The 17,770-nt window shown below is 60.2% G+C and carries 16 protein-coding genes and 1 tRNA gene; 5 read left to right on the top strand and 12 right to left on the bottom strand.

All coding sequences use genetic code 11. The features are described from left to right. The 9 genes from rodA to VR71_RS24455 form a co-directional block, all read right to left on the bottom strand. Complete coding sequence (gene rodA / locus VR71_RS00550; protein WP_045680194.1) at positions 1 to 1,140, bottom strand: rod shape-determining protein RodA; 1,140 nt, start codon at positions 1,138 to 1,140, stop codon at positions 1 to 3. After that, positions 1,137 to 3,080, bottom strand: coding sequence for a penicillin-binding protein 2 (gene mrdA / locus VR71_RS00545; protein ID WP_009815838.1), 1,944 nt, complete (start codon positions 3,078 to 3,080; stop codon positions 1,137 to 1,139). The genes rodA and mrdA overlap by 4 nt, the downstream gene beginning before the upstream one ends. Then, positions 3,077 to 3,616, bottom strand: a complete 540-nt coding sequence (locus tag VR71_RS00540) for a hypothetical protein (protein ID WP_009815837.1) — start codon at positions 3,614 to 3,616, stop codon at positions 3,077 to 3,079. The genes mrdA and VR71_RS00540 overlap by 4 nt, the downstream gene beginning before the upstream one ends. After that, positions 3,609 to 4,538 carry a rod shape-determining protein MreC gene (gene mreC / locus VR71_RS00535; RefSeq protein WP_045680187.1) on the bottom strand — a complete coding sequence of 310 codons (930 nt, stop codon included), beginning with the start codon at positions 4,536 to 4,538 and terminating at the stop codon, positions 3,609 to 3,611. Before mreC ends, VR71_RS00540 begins: the two co-directional genes overlap by 8 nt. A gap of 31 nt (positions 4,539 to 4,569) precedes the next feature. Beyond that, on the bottom strand, positions 4,570 to 5,616 hold the full coding sequence (locus tag VR71_RS00530) for a rod shape-determining protein (protein WP_037275078.1): 1,047 nt from the start codon (positions 5,614 to 5,616) through the stop codon (positions 4,570 to 4,572). 132 nt (positions 5,617 to 5,748) lie between these two features. Then, positions 5,749 to 7,050 (bottom strand): histidinol dehydrogenase, encoded by a 1,302-nt coding sequence (gene hisD / locus VR71_RS00525; RefSeq protein ID WP_045680179.1) that lies wholly within the window; start codon positions 7,048 to 7,050, stop codon positions 5,749 to 5,751. 103 nt (positions 7,051 to 7,153) lie between these two features. Then, positions 7,154 to 7,624, bottom strand: a complete 471-nt coding sequence (locus tag VR71_RS00520; protein WP_045680177.1) for a DUF2948 family protein — start codon at positions 7,622 to 7,624, stop codon at positions 7,154 to 7,156. Beyond that, entirely contained in the window at positions 7,621 to 8,889 is a 1,269-nt protein-coding gene (gene murA, locus VR71_RS00515) for a UDP-N-acetylglucosamine 1-carboxyvinyltransferase (protein WP_045680175.1), read from the bottom strand. Before murA ends, VR71_RS00520 begins: the two co-directional genes overlap by 4 nt. A 5-nt stretch (positions 8,890 to 8,894) precedes the next feature. After that, complete coding sequence (locus VR71_RS24455; RefSeq protein ID WP_296429655.1) at positions 8,895 to 9,062, bottom strand: hypothetical protein; 168 nt, start codon at positions 9,060 to 9,062, stop codon at positions 8,895 to 8,897. Between the two features lie 86 nt (positions 9,063 to 9,148). On the opposite strand from VR71_RS24455, the gene VR71_RS00510 reads away from it, so the two are divergent. After that, a tRNA-Thr gene (locus tag VR71_RS00510) sits at positions 9,149 to 9,223 on the top strand. A 52-nt stretch (positions 9,224 to 9,275) separates the two neighbouring features. Here the strand turns inward: VR71_RS00510 and VR71_RS00505 are convergent. Then, entirely contained in the window at positions 9,276 to 10,328 is a 1,053-nt protein-coding gene (locus VR71_RS00505; protein WP_296429653.1) for a DMT family transporter, read from the bottom strand. A 203-nt stretch (positions 10,329 to 10,531) separates the two neighbouring features. On the opposite strand from VR71_RS00505, the gene VR71_RS00500 reads away from it, so the two are divergent. From VR71_RS00500 to VR71_RS00490, 3 genes are all read left to right on the top strand, one after another. Beyond that, entirely contained in the window at positions 10,532 to 11,734 is a 1,203-nt protein-coding gene (locus tag VR71_RS00500; RefSeq protein ID WP_045680173.1) for a hydantoinase/carbamoylase family amidase, read from the top strand. Positions 11,735 to 11,879: 145 nt separating this feature from the next. After that, positions 11,880 to 12,197 carry a 4Fe-4S dicluster domain-containing protein gene (locus VR71_RS00495; protein WP_045680171.1) on the top strand — a complete coding sequence of 106 codons (318 nt, stop codon included), beginning with the start codon at positions 11,880 to 11,882 and terminating at the stop codon, positions 12,195 to 12,197. 110 nt (positions 12,198 to 12,307) lie between these two features. After that, on the top strand, positions 12,308 to 12,949 hold the full coding sequence (locus VR71_RS00490) for an alternative oxidase (RefSeq protein WP_045680262.1): 642 nt from the start codon (positions 12,308 to 12,310) through the stop codon (positions 12,947 to 12,949). A 27-nt stretch (positions 12,950 to 12,976) separates the two neighbouring features. Here VR71_RS00490 and VR71_RS00485 read toward each other — a convergent pair whose 3' ends face one another. Then, positions 12,977 to 13,678 (bottom strand): response regulator transcription factor, encoded by a 702-nt coding sequence (locus VR71_RS00485; RefSeq protein ID WP_009815826.1) that lies wholly within the window; start codon positions 13,676 to 13,678, stop codon positions 12,977 to 12,979. Beyond that, positions 13,675 to 15,582 (bottom strand): PAS-domain containing protein, encoded by a 1,908-nt coding sequence (locus tag VR71_RS00480; protein WP_045680261.1) that lies wholly within the window; start codon positions 15,580 to 15,582, stop codon positions 13,675 to 13,677. Before VR71_RS00480 ends, VR71_RS00485 begins: the two co-directional genes overlap by 4 nt. A 229-nt stretch (positions 15,583 to 15,811) precedes the next feature. Here VR71_RS00480 and VR71_RS00475 point away from each other — a divergent pair, with 229 nt between their 5' ends. Continuing rightward, the gene (locus VR71_RS00475; RefSeq protein ID WP_045680170.1) at positions 15,812 to 17,758 is read left to right on the top strand and encodes an AMP-binding protein; all 1,947 of its coding nucleotides are present in this window, start codon (positions 15,812 to 15,814) and stop codon (positions 17,756 to 17,758) included. Positions 17,759 to 17,770 lie beyond the last annotated feature (12 nt).

The following is a 17,770-nucleotide window of genomic DNA, read 5'->3' as shown; positions in this document are numbered from 1 at the left end:
CTACCTTGGTTTGTGGATATGGGCGCTCTGGACAAGGCCAAAGCCTACCATGAGCACGAGCATCGCCGATCCGCCATAGCTGACCAGCGGCAGCGGCACGCCGACCACGGGCATCAGGCCCATGACCATCGCCATATTAACGGCGAAGAACAGGAAGAATGTCATCGCCACCCCTAGAATGAGCAAGGACGAATAGCGGTCCTTGTTGCCGAACGCCGCAGAGACGCAGAACAGGAGGATGAGCGTATAAAGTCCCAGAATGGAAACTCCACCGATAAAGCCGAATTCCTCGGCCAGCGTCACAAAGATAAAGTCTGTATGTTTCTCAGGCAGGAAGTTGAGCCGCGATTGCGTGCCCTGCATAAAGCCCCGGCCCGTCCAACCGCCAGAGCCGAGCGCGATCTTGGATTGGGTGATGTGATAGCCTGCACCAAGCGGATCATTATCGGGATTGAGAAAGGTGTCGATCCGGCGATACTGATAGTTTTCAAGCAGTTGCCAGTCGGTGCCGCGACTTTCGAACACAGCAAAGATCAAAGCCACCACCGCAAGGATCACGGTTGCGAAATAGGCCCAATGCACACCAGCGACAAACATCATGACCCCCCCCGCCGCCAAGAGCAGGATCGACGTGCCGAGATCGGGCTGGCGCAGCACAAGGGCCACCGGAGTCAGGATCAAGCTCACCGGAATGAGCACCCATACAGGCCGCGACACCCGCGACATCGGCAGCCAATCGTAATAGGCGGCCAATAGCATCACGAGCGTGATCTTGACCAGTTCCGAGGGTTGCAGCCGCATGAACCCAAGTTCGATCCACCGCTGCGCACCCTTGCCCTCGACCCCAACCAGAGCGACGGCGATCAGAAGGGCGACTGAAATCAGATAGGCCAGAAGTGACATATTGCGCCAGAACCAGATTGGCACCATGGCGACGACGAGCATCACAGCGAGGCCGAGCGCAAATCGCTTCATCTGAGGTTCGGCCCAGACTGACAAATTCCCCCCCGCAACCGAGTAAAGCATGAGAAAGCCGATCCCCGCAACCGCGCAAAGCAAGAGGATAAGCGGCCAGTTGAGATAGAGGATCTTGCGCGCGCCCGACGGGGCGGTCTTGATGGAGTGTTCGAGATAACTCATGCGCGGTCCCTGTCTTCGGCATCGGGGCTCGGGCGGGTATTGCGCAGCTTTTCCTGAAGGGCCTTGATATTGGGACGGTCGGCCTCGGGATAGGCGGTGAGCGGCGGGTCTTCGCCGTATAGGGCCTGAAGGATGACATCGCGGGCAATCGGCGCCGCGACGGTTGATCCCCCGCCGCCATGTTCAACCACCACCGCCACGGCATATTTTGGGGCGTCAAAGGGCGCAAAGCTGACAAAGAGCGCGTGATCGCGCTGTTCGCGGGGCAGGGCACTATTGCTGAGCACGCCGGTTGCGCGTTCGCCGGTCGAGATGTTGCGCACCTGACTGGTGCCGGTCTTACCTGCCATGCGAAAAGCATCTTCGACAATGCGACTGCGATAGGCGGTGCCGCGATTGCTGTTGGTGACGGCAAACATCGCGCGGCGCACCTCGCGCAGCAGGTTTTCATTAAGGCCCATCGGTTCACCGTGGCCAGAAGGCTGTTCGACCCCGTCGATGGATTTGACCAGACGGGGCGTCACGCTCCGGCTGGTGGCCAGACGTGCTGTCATCACCGCGAGTTGCAGTGGCGAGGCCAGCACGAAACCCTGCCCGATCGAGGCATTGGCGCTATCCCCCACGACCCAAGGCTCGCCACGATTGGCCACTTTCCATTCGCGCGTCGGGGCCAACCCCTTGGCTACACTGGTCATTGGCAGGTCAAACTGCACCCCAAGACCCAGACGTTCGGCCATGGCGCTGATGTTCTCGATCCCTGTCCGCAAGGCGAGTTCGTAATAATAGACGTCGCAACTTTCGCGGAGGGACAGGTGGAGATCCATGTTGCCATGCCCGCCGCGTTTCCAGCAGTGAAAGCGGCGGCCACTGATTTCCAGATGGCCCGGGCAATAGACCGTGTCCTGAAGCGACATATCCCCCGCCTCGAGCGCGGCAAGCGCCGTCACCATCTTGAAGGTGGACCCCGGAGGATAGATGCCCTGAACCGCCTTGTTGGGCAGCGGGCGGTAGGGATCATCGAGCAGGGCGCGATAGTCCGCCACAGAGATGCCGCGCACAAAGAGGTTGGGATCGTAGCTGGGGGAAGAGGCACAGGCCAAGATGTCACCGGTTTCGCAATCCAGCATCACCACCGCCGCACTCTCTCCATCAAGGCGCGCGTTGGCGTAGGATTGCAATGTGTTGTTCAGTGTCAGTTGGATGTCTGCCCCCGGCTGCCCCTCCTGACGGTCAAGTTCGCGCATCACGCGCCCTGCGGCGTTGACCTCGACACGTCGTGTCCCAGCAGAGCCGCGCAACAGGTTCTCGTGCTGCGCCTCGAGGCCGATCTTGCCAATCTGAAAGCGGGGCAGCCGCAAGAGTTGTTCCGGCGCGTCAATCCGTTCGAGATCACGGTCGCTGACCGGGCCGACATACCCGACGACATGCGCATGATCGCCCCGCAGCGGATAGCGGCGCGAAAGACCGACTTCGGGATGCACCCCCGGCAGAGCGGGCGCGTTGACCGCGACGCGGCTGATCTCCTCCCAAGTGACGCGGTCAGCGACCGTCACGGGGGTATCGCCGCGCAGTTCCGTCAATTCACGCCGGGCCTTTTCCAACTCGCCCGGGTCCAGTTCGACCAGTCGGGCAAGTCGGGCTATGATTTCGTCCACGTCGCGGGCCTGTTCTCGGATCATGGTGATCCGGTAGCTGGGCACGTTTTCGGCAATGACCCGTCCTTCGCGGTCAAAAATGCGACCGCGCGTTGGGGGAATGAGCTGAACGTTGATACGGTTTTCATCGGCCAAAAGGCGGAACTGATCGGCCTGTTCAAGCTGCATATAGCGCATGCGCAGCGCGAGCGCGCCCATCACGCCCAATTGCAGCCCACCCACGACCAGACCGCGCCGGGTGATCCGTCGCTGGCTCTCTGCGGTGTCGCGGGGCGGGCGTCTCATAGGCGCGGCCCCGCCGTATCAAGATCGCCGGGCGCGCGCTTGCGCACACCCAACAAGACATGTGACAGGATAGCCATGGCCGGGTATGCGACCAATGTTGACAGGAGTTGCATCAGGCTGAGGCCCAAAGGGGCCTGATCCACCATGAGAAGTGCCAAAATAACCCGGTTGGCAACGGTGATCAGAACCATGGTGCTGGCGACTGAAGCCCATTCCGCCGCAAAGGTTAGATCGCGCAACGAGGGTGCCCGATTGCGCAGGGTCTGTGTACCAATGACCATCAGCGCGGCCCAGAGTCCCGGCGGTCGCTGCAACATCAGATCCAACCCGAGTGTCACCACGGCCACCAGAAGCACGGGAACATAGTCCGGTCGACGCACCGCCCAGGCAAAGGTCAGCGCCATCACGAAATCCGGCCCGGCCCATTTCGGCGGCATATGCTCCAACGGCAGGAGGTGCAGAAAGAGCAGAGTGATACAAAGCACGAGATAGAGCGCCCGCATGACCCAAGACCGTGGCACGAGTGCATCAGCCATTGCCAGCCTCCGCAGCCTCTGCCGGATCGGTCGGGATGTTAGGGCCCTCCGTGCCGGGTAGGATCAAGGGGGCGATCACTTGTCCGGGGTCGGTCAGCCGCTCTTTCTCATAGCTGCGCAGAACGCGAAGGAACTCTAGTCGTTCGTAGTCGGCAGATATGCGGACGCGCATACGACCACCCGGATCTTCGGCCAGTTGACCGACCAAAAGACCAGCGGGAAACACTCCGCCATCGCCCGAGGTCAAAACGCGGTCGCCCGGGCGCACTTGATCCGGGGCTTCGACGAAATCGACCACCGGCGCGATGGAGTTATCGCCGATGATCAGCGCGCGCTGTCCCGACGGCTGGATCGTGACCGGGATACGGCTCGAGGTGTCGGTGAGCAGGATCACCCGCGCGGTGTTGCGGCCAACGCCGGAAATTCGCCCCACCAGCCCCAGACCGTCCATCGACGCCCAGCCATCCATGATGCCATCGCGAGCGCCTACGTTGATCAACACGGATTGCCGAAACGGCGAGCCGCTGTCCGCCATCACCACGCCGGTGACATAGGTCAGACGTGGATCGAGCTGCACATTGTTGAGATCGAGCAGGCGGGCGTTTTCCTGTTCGAGTTGCAGGGCCGCCTCTTTCCACGCCTTCATCTGTTGCAATTCGCGGCGAAGATCCTGATTTTGTTGATACATCCGCTGATAGCTCTGGAAATCGCGCAGGATGTTGACCGCCCCTGTGACCGGCGCCATCGCCCAGTCGAACGATGGCACGACCCGGTCCACCACCTGCGCGCGGAACCTCTCGACGCGCGGGCTGTCGATCCGCCAGATCAGAAAAATGCCAAGCAGACACAGCAGCAGTACCCCCAGAAGCAGGCGCTTCAGTGGGCCGCTGTAATCTTCGCCTTGTCCCCGGTCCCTAGCCACGGAATCCCCCTTCTACACAAAGGTGGGCGGTTCAGCTGTCGTAGTCAATCGCGTGGCGCAACTGCTTTTCAAACTCGAGCGCCTTGCCGGTGCCAAGGGCCACGCAATTGAGGCTGTCGTCGGCGATGGACACGGCCAGCCCGGTCTGTTCGCGCAGCGCCAGATCGAGATCACCCAAGAGAGCGCCACCTCCGGTCAGCATCACGCCCCGGTCGACGATATCGGCTGCCAGATCCGGCGGAGTGGCCTCAAGCGCCGTCATCACCGCCTCGCAGATCTGTTGCACCGGTTCAGCGAGCGCTTCTGCGATCTGTGCCTGACTGATCTCGATTTCCTTGGGCACGCCGTTGAGCAGGTCACGACCACGCACATGCATCGAAGTGCCACGCCCGTCGTCGGGCATGCGCGCCGTGCCGATGCTGGTCTTGATGCGCTCGGCGGTGGATTCGCCCACCAGCAGGTTTTGCTGGCGACGCAGATAGTTGATGATCGCTTCGTCCATGCGGTCGCCACCGACCCGCACCGAGCGGGCATAGACGATATCGCCAAGGCTGAGAACCGCGACTTCGGTCGTGCCGCCGCCGATGTCCACCACCATGTTGCCGGTGGGATCGGTGATGGGCATGCCGGCCCCAATGGCCGCAGCGATCGGCTCCGCAATCAGGCCTGCCCGGCGTGCGCCAGCAGAGAGCACCGACTGCCGGATAGCACGTTTTTCCACCGGCGTCGCCCCATGGGGCACGCAGACGATGATCTTGGGTTTGGAGAAGGTCGAGCGCTTGTGCACCTTGCGGATGAAATGCTTGATCATCGCCTCGGCGGTGTCGAAGTCGGCGATAACGCCCTCGCGCATGGGCCGGATTGCCTCGATGCTGCCGGGTGTGCGACCCAGCATGAGCTTGGCATCCTCGCCCACGGCCAGCACTTTGCGGACACCGTCCTTGATGTGATAGGCGACAACCGACGGTTCCGAAAGGACGATGCCACGTCCCTTGACATAGACCAGCGTATTCGCCGTTCCCAAATCAATTGCCATGTCTGATGAAAACAGACTGGGAATCCTATCAAATATAGACATATGCGTCCGTGCCCTGTCGCTCAAAACGATGATTAACCCCGCGACTCGGGGTCTGGGGCGTTTGCCCTTATAGTGTCCGGATGGCGCGGGTTAAAGGGTGCGTTTCGAGTTCGCAAGCGTCAAACCGCCGCTTTAAGTGTTCAGATGGTCAAGTCTCGCGCGCACGGAAAGGCCATGTGCTTCAAGGCTCTCGGAGATGGCCAGTGTCTCGGCCGCGGGGCCGATAGCGCGCAGCGCTTCGGGAGTCATCTTGGCCAGTGTCGTGCGCTTGAGGAAATCCATGACGGACAGGCCGGACGAGAACCGAGCCGAGCGCGCGGTGGGCAGGACGTGATTGGGCCCACCCACATAATCGCCAATCGCCTCCGGGGTCCAAGCCCCTAGAAAGATCGCGCCGGCATGGGTGATCTGTTCTGACAGGGCGTCAGGATCAGCGACGCAAAGCTCCAGATGTTCAGGCGCGATACGGTTCGAGAGCGTTGCTGCTGTGGCCATGTCGGGGACAAGAATAATCGCGCCATAGTCGCGCCAACTGGCCCCCGCAATGGCGCGGCGCTCCAGCGTTTCGAGGTGGCGGTCGATGGCGGCGCTGACCGCGTCGGCCAAATCGGCATCGTCGGTGATCAGAATGGCCTGCGCGCTTTCATCATGTTCTGCTTGGCTCAGCATGTCGAGCGCGATCCAGTCGGGGTTTTGCCCCCGGTCGGCAATCACGAGGATTTCCGAGGGGCCTGCGATCATGTCGATGCCGACTTTGCCGAACACCCGCCGCTTGGCGGCGGCGACAAAGGCATTGCCAGGGCCGGTGATCTTGTCCACCGGGGCAATCGTTTCGGTGCCATAGGCAAGGGCGGCAATCGCCTGCGCGCCACCGATGCGATAGATTTCATCCACGCCCGCGATTTGCGCGGCCAAGAGAACCAGCGGGTTCGCCTTACCATCGGGGGTCGGCACCACGATGGCCAACCGCTCGACCCCAGCCACCTTGGCGGGAATGGCATTCATCAGCACGGATGAGGGGTAAGAGGCCAAGCCGCCCGGCACATAGAGCCCCGCCGCAGAAACGGGAGTCCAGCGCCAACCCAGCCTTGCGCCGCTCTCTTCGGTCCAGCTTGCATCCTCGGGCATCTGCCGCGCGTGATAGGCGCGGATGCGGCTGGCGGCCAGGTCCAACGCGTCACGCTCTGCCTGCGGCACTTGACCGATCAGCGCCGCAATTTCCTGAGGCGAAAACCGCAGCGTCGCAGGCGTCAGCAGCAGACGGTCGAACCGCTCGGTCAAGGCGATCACCGCCGCGTCCCCACGGGCGCGCACATCGGCGATGATGCCCGCGACGATATCGTCCACATCGGGGCTGTCCTCGCGTTTGGCGCTCAGCAAGTCTGTAAAGCAGGTCTCGAAATCGGGCGCGGTGGCGTCAAGCGTGATCGGCATGGCGGTTCCTTTCGCCGGGGGACATAGCGGGGTGGGCCCCCTGTCTCAAGTCCCCGCATTTTTCTTGGGGCAAATACTCATATTCGGCGGCTGGCGGCGCGGATCAGCCCTCGTGATGGGGCACCTTGCCCGAAGGTGCGCGGTAGGGCCGTGTCACATCCTTGAGTGTGACCTCCAAGGCCTCGACCTCGAGCCGCAGCGCGCCATCGCCTGCCAGTGTCACGAGCACATGGCCCGCGCCCTCTGCTCCCGGCTCGAAGGTGATCGCGAGAAGTGACAGGATCATATCCTTGTCTCTCCGGTCGATGCCCTGGCTGGCCACACGCAAAACATTGTCCACCACCAAGAGCGATCGTACCCGTTCCGGCCCATGCCGTGCCTGACCCTGATCCTCCCACCGAAAGCGGTTGAGCAGCAGTCCAAAGCGACGCTGCCCCGCCTGCCATGTCATTTCGGTGATTGGAAAGACCGCATCCTGTGCGAGGCTCGAAATCACTCTGAGATCATCGGCGTCCATCGCTCCAAGATTGAGCGGCGCTTCGCGTCCATCCTCAAATTTGGCGTCTTGGGTCATTGACCACTGATCCTCTCGATTTTCGCGCCGACATTGCCCAGCTTTTCCTCGACCCGCTCATAGCCGCGATCAAGGTGATAGACCCGGTTCACGATGGTTTCGCCCGCTGCGGCCAGACCCGCGAGGATGAGCGACACAGAGGCCCGCAGATCGGTGGCCATGACCGGTGCACCCTTGAGGTGATCAACCCCGGTCACCGTGGCGGTGCCCCCATGGACATCAATCTTGGCCCCCATCCGCATCAGTTCTGGCGCATGCATGAAGCGGTTCTCGAAAATGCGTTCCTCCAGAACCGAGGTGCCTTCGGCAGTACACATCAACGCCATGATCTGCGCTTGCAGGTCGGTGGGAAATCCGGGGAAGGGCTCTGTCACCACATCGACAGAGCGCACCAGTCCGTTCTTGCGGCTCACCTTGAGACCCTTCTCGGTCTCGGTCACGCTGACGCCCGCCTCTTCGAGCTTGTCACAGAAAGCACCCACAAGGTCGCGCCGCCCGCCAAGGCATTCCACCTCGCCGCCGCAGATTGCCGGGGCAAGCATATAGGTGCCGAGCTCGATCCGGTCGACCACCACGGGATGTGTCGCACCACCCAGACGGTCCACGCCCTGAATGGTGATCGTGCTGGTGCCCTCGCCTTCGATCTGCGCGCCCATGCGGCGCAGACATTGGGCAAGATCGACAATTTCCGGCTCGCGCGCCGCATTTTTGAGCACCGTCGTGCCCTTGGCCAGTGTCGCCGCCATCAGCGCGTTCTCCGTGGCACCGACCGAGACGATGGGAAACTCAAAAATGCCACCCTTGAGGCCTCCGGGCGCGCGGGCATGCACATAGCCATCGCGCAGGTCCAACTCTGCGCCCATGGCTTCGAGTGCACGCAAGTGCAGGTCTACGGGCCGCGCCCCGATGGCGCAACCACCGGGCAAGGACACAACAGCATGTCCATCGCGCGCCAGCATTGGCCCAAGAACCAAAATCGAGGCACGCATTTTGCGGACGATGTCATAATCGGCCACATGATTATCCAGGGCGTGCGACGACAGTGCTAGAACTTGACCACCCTGCATCTGCGCCACTTCTGCCCCCAAGGATTGCAAGAGCGTGGTCATCGTCTTGATATCTGACAAGCGCGGCGCGTTCGTCAGGGTCAGGGGTTCTTCGCTGAGCAACGTGGCGGGCATCAGCGTGAGGCAGGCATTCTTGGCCCCCGCAATGGGGATTTGCCCACTCAATGGCCCGTTGCCGGTGACGATAATCGAATCCATCTGCTCTACCCTTCATCCTTGTCGCCGGTTGCCTTCGGGTCCGGCGTCTCGTCGGCCCGTGCGCGCATCTGCGCCTTACGCCGCGCGAGATTGGCCTTCAATGCCGATTTAAGCCTGTCGTCTCGGCTCTGACCTTGTTTCGCGCTCGTATCCGGCGTTAGTTTTTTATTCATGGCCTCTCTCTTACAGGAGGTGAGAAAAACCGTCCAGTTACCCCTTGCGCCATATGCAATAAGCGTCTAATCAGCGCGCCACACGTGCTGCTGTAGCTCAGTGGTAGAGCGCGTCATTGGTAATGACGAGGTCGGGAGTTCAATCCTCCCCAGCAGCACCATTTTTCCCCGTTTCTCGGCGGCTTTCCATCAGGAAACTCTGACAGTGATGGTCTATGCGCCCTTGAAATTGATGCTTCCTTCGCGTTCGAGAGCGTCGTCGAGTGCCATTTTTTCGGCGATTTCCGCGCGGCGTTCTGCCTTTTGACGGCGAAGCCGGCCATATTGGCCGATGCCGATCCCTGTAAGGATGATCGCACCGCCGGGGATCAGGCCGGGGCCGGGGTCTTCTCCAAGCAGCAGCATGGCGATAACGAGTGCTGCGACGGGAGAGAACGACGTGGCCAAGGATATATCACCCGAGCGCGCATATTTCAGGCCGAGGGTCCATGAAAACTGTCCCACGACGATGACGAGGATGGCATATACCCAGACCCATTTCCAAACGATGCCCGCAAAAATGTCTTGAAAATGCAAGGCTCCATAGAGGTAGATCGCGAGGAAATAATAGATGATCGTGCCAAGAATGGTTCGATAGATTGAGAAGATTCCCAGTGGAATGCCCTTGAGCCCAACCCGGCTGACGATGGTCGAGGCGATGAAGGACAGGGTTGCAAACACCGTCGCAATCTCACCCTTTCCAAATGTAAAGGCGGCACCATCGCTGTTCAGAACCAACATGAGAAGTGCGCCCAGAAGGGCAATCAGACCAGCGGCAAAGGCCCAATAATCAAGCTTTTCACCAAGAAGGAGGAACGTTGTGAGCAAAAACAGCGGCGGTTCGATCCGCCCGATCAGTACCACATTCGTAACGGTGGTGTAATCGAGCGCGATAAAGAACAATGCCGGTGTCACCGCTGATGACAAAAGTGCCGAAAGCGAAAGAATCCCCCAATCCTTGCGCGTGAGCCTGCGAAGGGTCTCGCGTGTCCAGTCTTTGTGAAACATGATGCCCATCGGAATGAGCGACAGCAGAGACCCCAGAAAGAGCAGATTGCAAAGCGTCACGGCGTTGCGCCCCATCACGGGATGTTCTCGACCAATATCGGCCAGCAAGGAGACCACGGAATTGGACGCAGCGTAGACCAGCACCGCAACCCAGACCAGCACAGCGCCCATCAAGGCCAAAGATTTGCCTGACGGCTCTCCATTAACGGCGATGTTCATTGTGGTTGTTCCCGTTCTCTCGTGACCGTTTGGGCCAGATCCTGCGCCATCTTCGCCAGACCTGTTCAAAATGCAACAAAACGATGATCACGCCTTGGTGGTGAGGAAGAGTGACACGTTGGTGGTTGCGATCGAAACACAGCCATTGCCCCTGCGGACGAGGTCTGTAACCTGCGCGAAGATGCACAAGTCGGGGGGGTGTGATGCTCGAGGTCAAACCGGAACGGTTTTTGGATGATCTGCACCATTTGCGCAGCTTTGGTGCCGCGGGGGTGGGCAAGGGCGTGGTGCGGCCTGCCTATAGCCCGCCCGATATTGCCGCTCGGCAATGGTTGGCGGAGCGTATGGAAGAAGCAGGGCTCAGACCGCAATTTGATCCTGTGGGCAACCTTTTTGGATTGGTTGATGCGCCATCGCTCTTGCTGGGCAGTCATAGTGACAGTCAGCCTGAGGGCGGTTGGCTGGACGGCGCGCTGGGACTGATTGCCGGGTTGGAAATCGCCCGAGCAGCCCGAGAGGCGGGTGGCCCGCCCGTGTCAGTCGTATCCTTTCAAGATGAAGAAGGGCGCTTTGGCGTGACCACGGGCAGCGCGATCTGGTCGGGAAATCTGGCTCTGGAGGTGGCGGACCGGCAGACGGATCGAATGGGCGTCAGCTTTGCCGAGGCGCGTGCGGCGATGGCGCATTTGGCGGGAAAGTTTGTCGATCCCTCGCAATTCTCCGGGTTCATGGAACTGCATATCGAACAGGGCCCATGGCTGTCCGAAGCCAAGGAGGCTGTGGGGATTGTTACTGATATCGTAGGGATTCGGGATATGCGGATCACCTTTGACGGCGAACAAAACCATGCGGGCACCACGCCCATGCATCGCCGCCGGGATGCCTTTCAAGGGCTTGCGCGGTTCAACGCTCTGATCAACGAGCGGTTTCGCAACGTGGTGTCTCCACAAACCGTCTGGACCATTGGGCATGTCGCGCTGCACCCGGATGCGCATTCTATCGTTCCGGGGCGCGCGACCTTCTCGATGCAATGGCGCGATGGAGATACCGAGCGATTGAGCCGCATGGAGACAGTCATTCGCGACGCCGCCGAGGAGGTTGCGAGCGCGGCGGGTCTTGGCCTCAGCTTTGGCGATATGCTGGGGCTGGAACCGGTGCCGATGGATGCGCGCCTGCGTGCAGCGCTTTGCGAGAGTGCGGACACGGTCGCTCCGGGACGTTGGCGACAGATGCAATCGGGCGCGCTGCATGATGCCACCAATGTGGCGCGACTGATGCCAGCGGCCATGCTTTTTGTGCCGTCGATCAATGGCATCAGCCATGCCTTCGCCGAAGACACTGACGAGGCTGATTTGGTGACCGGTCTCATGGTGCTCGCGGGTGCGGTGGGGCGCGGTTCAGTCTGACACCTATGCTGCACTGCTGCGTGACAAGTAACGATATTTTTACACAATGAACGGATCTGAATCATGGGCGAGTCGCATGTCTTTATTTTCCATTCGAGGTTGGCGGGGTGACTCAGATCTGCGGGCCGGAGGAGGGCGGAAACATATGCTGTATGAGTTTAGAGATCGTATGTTGCCGGATGTCGAAGGTCTTGATGCTCTGCCGCGCCCGCCGGGTGCGGTGCGTGAAATGCGTCTTGCCGACCTATGCACCGGGTGTGGTGATTGCGTCGCAGTCTGTCCGAACCAGATCATCGACTTGGATAAGGAACGTTTGCCGGTTGTTATCTCGATTCAGAGTTGTGGACTGTGTGGCCTATGCGCCGACGTCTGCACGCATGGTGCGATCGAGTTCACCCGCGAGACGCGATCCGGTCTGACGCGCGTATTACAGGCTGAGGCCAGTAACGGGCCGATTTTCTGATGACGCAACGGTGACGGGGCGCAGGTCCTGCACGATATGTCGCATTCTGAATTCATCTTTGGGCCCCATCTTAAGGGCATGCAGAGATGGAGCGTTGCACGAAATCCGAGATGAGCTTTCAACACGATGACACGACGGACCTAGACGTCCACCATACGCCGCGTGATATTCACGACCGGGTTGCTCTGCGGATCGTGAAATTCATGCGGATTTTTGCCGACGCCTTTTTTTCCAAGCGTTACGGTCACCGGGCTGTGGTCCTTGAGACCGTGGCCGCGGTTCCGGGCATGGTGGGTGGCCTGTTGCGGCATCTCAAATCCATTCGCCATATCCGTGATGATCAGGGATGGATCCGCGAACTGCTGGATGAGGCCGAGAATGAGCGCATGCATCTGATGACCTTTATTCACATTGCGCAGCCGTCACGGGCAGAGCGCATGTTGATCATGGTGGCGCAGATGATTTTTTATAATGTGTTCTTCTTTACCTACCTCTTTGCGCCGCGCACCGCCCATCGGATTGTCGGATATCTGGAAGAGGAAGCGGTGGTCAGCTACACACAATACTTGGCCGAAATCGATGCTGGCGGCCAAGAGAACGTGGCGGCACCGCAAATCGCCATCGACTATTGGAATTTGGGTGCGGATGCCCGTTTGCGGGACGTCGTGATCAGGGTCCGCTCGGACGAGGCTTATCACCGCGACACAAATCACCGCTTTGCCAATGACATCATGGAGGGGCGTGATCCATAAGTCCAAGGGGAGATTTTCAGACTTTTCCTATCCCCACGCCACATCTCCCAGAAAGATATAGCCCGCGCCATAGATCGTCTTGATCAGGCGCGGATTTTTGGGATCTTCGCGCAGCTTTGTGCGCAAGCGCGAAATGCGGACATCCATGGCGCGGTCAAAGCTCTCGCCCGCCGCTCCGCCAAGCGCCTCTTGCATGGCCTGCCGGGAGATCAGGCGTTTTGGGCGTTCGAGAAAGAGCCGCAGCACCTCGCCTTCGGCATGGGAAAAGGGTGTTTCAACGCCCGTTTCATCTTCCAGCATGTATCGATCGAAATGGGCGGTCCAGCCGTTGAAGCGTGCCACCTCACCCGTTTGTGGTGCAGGTGTTCCTCGCCGCAACCGGGCGCGGACCCGCGCCACCACCTCGGCTGGATCAAAGGGTTTGATGATGTAATCATCTGCGCCAAGTTCCAGACCCGTGACCCGGTCCTGCACCTGCGCACGGCCTGAGATAATGATCACAGTCGCCCCCTGCTCTAGCGCCAGCCGATGCACGAGGCTGAGCCCATCACGATCCGGCAGCGACAGATCTACGAGGCAGACATCTGGCGTCGTACTGCGCAGGGCTGCTTCGAACTCTGTGGCGCGGCCGAAGGTCATGGTGCGAAACCCGGCTTCGGTCAAGGCCTCGGCCAGCATGGAGCGGATCGCAGGTTCGTCGTCGAGAATAGTAACAAGCGGCGCGGTCATAGCATCTCTCCGGCAGTGAGGGCCGCATCTAGCTGGGTTGCGGTGAAGGGCTTGCGCAGTACAGGGACGAGTTTGGCGGCCTCGCGATGCAGCGGGTCGTCAGGTGGCAGCGACGTCATGAGCACCATTGGGCACCCTGTGCGGCGGGGCAGGGCGGCCAGATCGAGTCCGGTTCTGTCACCTTCCAGAACGATGTCCGACAGGACGGCGGAAATCTCGGGTAAATCAGCAATCAGGGCTGACGCTTCGTCCACGCTCGCTGCCTCGATCACGCTATGACCGGCACCCCGTAGCATATCGCGCAGGGTCGAGCGCAGATCCGGGCTGTCCTCGACCAAGAGCACGAGCCCGGGCGGGCGTGCCGCCCCGGCCGGGCGCAGGGGCAGGCGCAGAGCCACGCGCCCGCCTTGGTCGGTGTTGTCGAGAATGACGCGCCCGCCCGCCAGTTTGGTCATGTCGTAGACCATGGACAGGCCAAGCCCCGATCCCTCGCCCCCTTTGGTGGTGAAGAACGGATCGAGCGCATGTTTGAGCGCCTCGGGGCTGAACCCGGGTCCGGTATCGGTGACCGCAAATTCGAGCCATGTGTCCTGCAGGGGGTGGGTGGTGAGAGTGATCGTGCCACTTCCTGCACAGGCATCGCGGGCGTTGAGTACCAGATTGATCAGCGAGTCCTGCAACATGCCCGGATCAAGCAGGTAAAGGTCATTGATGCCTTCGCGCCCGAAGTGAAGTGTGATGCCAGAGGGCAGCGCAGAGCGGGCCAGTGTTTCAAGATCGTCCAGAAAAGCGGCAAGATCCGTGGGCACCGGTTCGTGCTCGCGCGGGCCGGTCATGTCGGCGATCCGGTTCAAAAGCCCGCCCCCGCGCCGCGCTGCGGCAAGCGTGGCGTTGATCAGCTCTTGCGCCGCAGGTTGAAGGCCCATCCGCCCAAGTCGTGATTGCATGCCCAGAATAATCGTCAGAAGGTTCGAGAAGTCATGCGCAAGGCCAGAGGTCAGCTGAGCGGCCATCTCGCGACGCCGTGTTTGTTGCAAGGCCGCACGAGTCTGACTTTCTTCAGTGATATCCATGGACAGGATATAGACGCCGCCGCTGGAATGATCCGGCGTCAGGGCCACACGGACGCGCCGCGAGCTTGGTTCATGGGTGAATTCAAAAACCGAGGCTTGCCCGGCATAGGCCTTGCCGAGTTCCGGCCCGATAATGGCCCATGTCTGCGGTCCCAGCACCTCTGCCGCGTGCACGCCGATCAGGTCAGCGCGTGAGCCGGGCATGACGGAGGTCAGTCGGCGGTTGGAATAGGTATAGCAGTGGTCCGGGCCGACATGTGCGATATGGGCGGGCATCATCTCGGCTGTGAGGCGCGTGCGCGCCTCGGCCTCGGAAATCTGACGCTTGGCCTCTTCGAGTGCTGTGATCGTTGCCTCAAGCTGGCGATTGGTCGCTGACAATTCCTCGGAATACTCGACCAACTGGTCGGATAGCTCTTCGGAGCGTGAGCGCAAAAGCGCTTCTTGGCGTTTGGTGCGTGTAATGTCGGTGTAGACCGTGACCCACCCCCCTTGCGGAAGCGGCGTGCCTTCGACGCTGATCGTGCGGCCATTGGCGCGGGCGCGTTCCATGTAATGCGGCTCGAACGCGCGGGCGATTTCAACGCGGGTGGCGACAAACGCGTCGACATCTCCCACATCACCGTAATCGCCACGTGTCGCCAGATAGTGGATTGTGTCGGCAAAATCGGCGCCAGGGGTCACGAGCGTATCGGGCAGGGCGAACATTTCCTGAAACCTCCGATTGCAGACGGCAAGCTGGAGATCACGGTCATAGATTGTCAGTGCCTGCTGAATAAGGTTCAGCCCGGCCATTGTCATGGCGTCATGATCGGCGCGGCTTGGGCACATGAAGGGGTCCTCCTCTTCTTTGGCTAGCATCGGAAAACCTCTCCGCAAAGGGCAATCGTCGCCCTGTTACAATTCGTAAGGTTTGCGAAATGTTCAGGAAAAAGTTGACGGCGACGGTGATTCTCGCGCCCTCTAGGGAGAGGAGAATCGCCTTAAGGCGGTCGGATGCTCGTGAACGCGGGCAAAGGGAGGATATAACTTGGCACAGCCGTCACAGGCGACGGACGGGATGGATTCCGTTCCGGCGCTCTTGCAACGTAACGCCACGCGGTTCGCGGATAAATCCGCCTACCGCGAAAAGGAATATGGTATCTGGCAATGCTGGACCTGGGCCGAGGCGGAGAAGGAAATTGAGGCACTTGCCTTGGGTCTCATCAACCTTGGCGTGAATGAGGGCGATTTCATCGCGATCATTGGCCAGAACCGCCCACATTTTTATTGGGCGATGGTTGCCGCGCAATCAGTCGGAGCGATCCCTGTGCCGCTCTATCAGGACGCCGCCGCCCCCGAGATGGCCTATGTCATGGACCACTGCGGCGCCCGGTTTGCGATTGTGCAGGATCAGGAGCAGGTCGACAAATTGATCGAGGTGCAGGAGGGGCTGCATCAGCTTGAACATATGATCTACGTCGATCCACGTGGATTGCGGAAATACGATCACCACAAACTGCACCGCTTCATCGACATCCAGGAGCAGGGGCGCGCCGCCTATCACGAATGGATCGAGGATCTCAAGGCGCGGCGCGGCCAGCTTACCTATAACAGCGTCTGTGTCATGCTCTACACCTCTGGCACCACCGGAAAGCCCAAGGGCGTGGTTCTGAGCAACCGCAACATTATCGAAGCGTCGAAATCCTCGTCTGAATTCGACAAACTGACCACTGATGAAGAAGTGCTCGCCTATCTACCGATGGCATGGGTGGGTGATTTCATCTTTTCCATCGGGCAGGCCTATTGGTGCGGTTTCTGCGTCAACTGCCCGGAAAGCCCGGAAACCATGCAGACCGATCTGCGCGAGATTGGACCGACCTATTACTTCGCCCCGCCGCGGGTGTTCGAGACTCAGTTGACCAATGTGATGATCCGGATGGAGGATGCAGGGCGCGTCAAGAAGTGGCTCTTTGATCACTTCATGGCACATGCCCGGCGGGTCGGTCCTTCGATCCTTGATGGTAAGCCGGTGAGTGGAATGGACCGGCTGAAGTATGCGCTTGGGAACCTGTTCATTTACGGTCCACTCAAGGATACGCTCGGGCTTGGCCGGGTTCGGGTTGGTTATACGGCGGGCGAAGCCATCGGTCCGGAGATCTTTGATTTCTACCGCTCGCTTGGGATCAACCTGAAACAGCTCTACGGTCAGACCGAGGCCAGCGTATTCATCACCCTACAGCCAGATGGCGAGGTCCGCAGCGATACTGTCGGGGTGCCTGCACCGGGTGTGGAAATCAAAATCAGTGATACGGGCGAGGTATTCTACCGCTCTGCGGGTACGTTTGAGTACTACTATAAAAATCCCGAGAGCACGGCATCTACCAAGGATGCTGACGGCTGGGTTGCCACAGGCGATGCAGGCTTTTTCGAGGAAGGCAGTGGGCATCTGCGGATCATTGATCGCGCCAAAGATGTGGGCAAGATGGCTGATGGGCGGTTGTTCGCCCCCAAATACGTTGAGAACAAGCTCAAGTTCTATCCCAACATTCTGGAGGCGGTGGTGTTTGGCAACGGGCGCAATGCCTGCTCCGCCTTCATCAACATTGACCTCACGGCAGTTGGAAATTGGGCCGAACGCAACAACATCGGTTATGCGTCCTATCAGGAATTGGCCGGGCATCCGAGTGTGCTCGAAACGATCAAGGCCCATGTGGAAGAGGTCAATCGCAGTCTCGCCGACGATCCGATGCTGTCACATTGCCAAGTGCATCGGTTCCTTGTGCTTCATAAAGAGTTGGATGCCGACGATGGCGAGATGACCCGCACCCGCAAGGTGCGCCGAAGTGTGATATCGGAGAAATTCGATGACCTTCTGACCGCGCTCTACGATGGGTCGAGTGAAATCTACACCACCACTGAAGTGACCTATGAGGACGGCCGCAAGGGTGCGATCAGCGCTACCCTCAAGATCGTCGATGCCAAGGTCGCGCCGGTGGCAGCGGCGCATAAGGTGGCGGCGGAATGAGCGGGCCGGAAC

The organism is Roseovarius sp. BRH_c41, assembly GCF_000961715.1.
GTDB lineage: Bacteria > Pseudomonadota > Alphaproteobacteria > Rhodobacterales > Rhodobacteraceae > Roseovarius.
The sequence above is the reverse complement of the archived record's forward strand: the minus strand, read 5'-3'. Positions and strand labels throughout refer to the sequence as shown.

Coding starts and splice junctions, on each gene's coding strand:
- VR71_RS24455 (WP_296429655.1), bottom strand. CDS start 9,062: ATGAATAAAAAACTAACGCCGGATACGAGCGCGAAACAAGGTCAGAGC.
- VR71_RS00500 (WP_045680173.1), top strand. CDS start 10,532: ATGCTCGAGGTCAAACCGGAACGGTTTTTGGATGATCTGCACCATTTG.
- hisD (WP_045680179.1), bottom strand. CDS start 7,050: ATGCCGATCACGCTTGACGCCACCGCGCCCGATTTCGAGACCTGCTTT.
- VR71_RS00505 (WP_296429653.1), bottom strand. CDS start 10,328: ATGAACATCGCCGTTAATGGAGAGCCGTCAGGCAAATCTTTGGCCTTG.
- VR71_RS00530 (WP_037275078.1), bottom strand. CDS start 5,616: ATGTCTATATTTGATAGGATTCCCAGTCTGTTTTCATCAGACATGGCA.
- VR71_RS00495 (WP_045680171.1), top strand. CDS start 11,880: ATGCTGTATGAGTTTAGAGATCGTATGTTGCCGGATGTCGAAGGTCTT.
- mrdA (WP_009815838.1), bottom strand. CDS start 3,080: ATGAGACGCCCGCCCCGCGACACCGCAGAGAGCCAGCGACGGATCACC.
- murA (WP_045680175.1), bottom strand. CDS start 8,889: ATGGATTCGATTATCGTCACCGGCAACGGGCCATTGAGTGGGCAAATC.
- VR71_RS00485 (WP_009815826.1), bottom strand. CDS start 13,678: ATGACCGCGCCGCTTGTTACTATTCTCGACGACGAACCTGCGATCCGC.
- rodA (WP_045680194.1), bottom strand. CDS start 1,140: ATGAGTTATCTCGAACACTCCATCAAGACCGCCCCGTCGGGCGCGCGC.
- VR71_RS00490 (WP_045680262.1), top strand. CDS start 12,308: ATGAGCTTTCAACACGATGACACGACGGACCTAGACGTCCACCATACG.
- VR71_RS00480 (WP_045680261.1), bottom strand. CDS start 15,582: ATGTGCCCAAGCCGCGCCGATCATGACGCCATGACAATGGCCGGGCTG.
- VR71_RS00540 (WP_009815837.1), bottom strand. CDS start 3,616: ATGGCTGATGCACTCGTGCCACGGTCTTGGGTCATGCGGGCGCTCTAT.
- VR71_RS00520 (WP_045680177.1), bottom strand. CDS start 7,624: ATGACCCAAGACGCCAAATTTGAGGATGGACGCGAAGCGCCGCTCAAT.
- VR71_RS00475 (WP_045680170.1), top strand. CDS start 15,812: ATGGATTCCGTTCCGGCGCTCTTGCAACGTAACGCCACGCGGTTCGCG.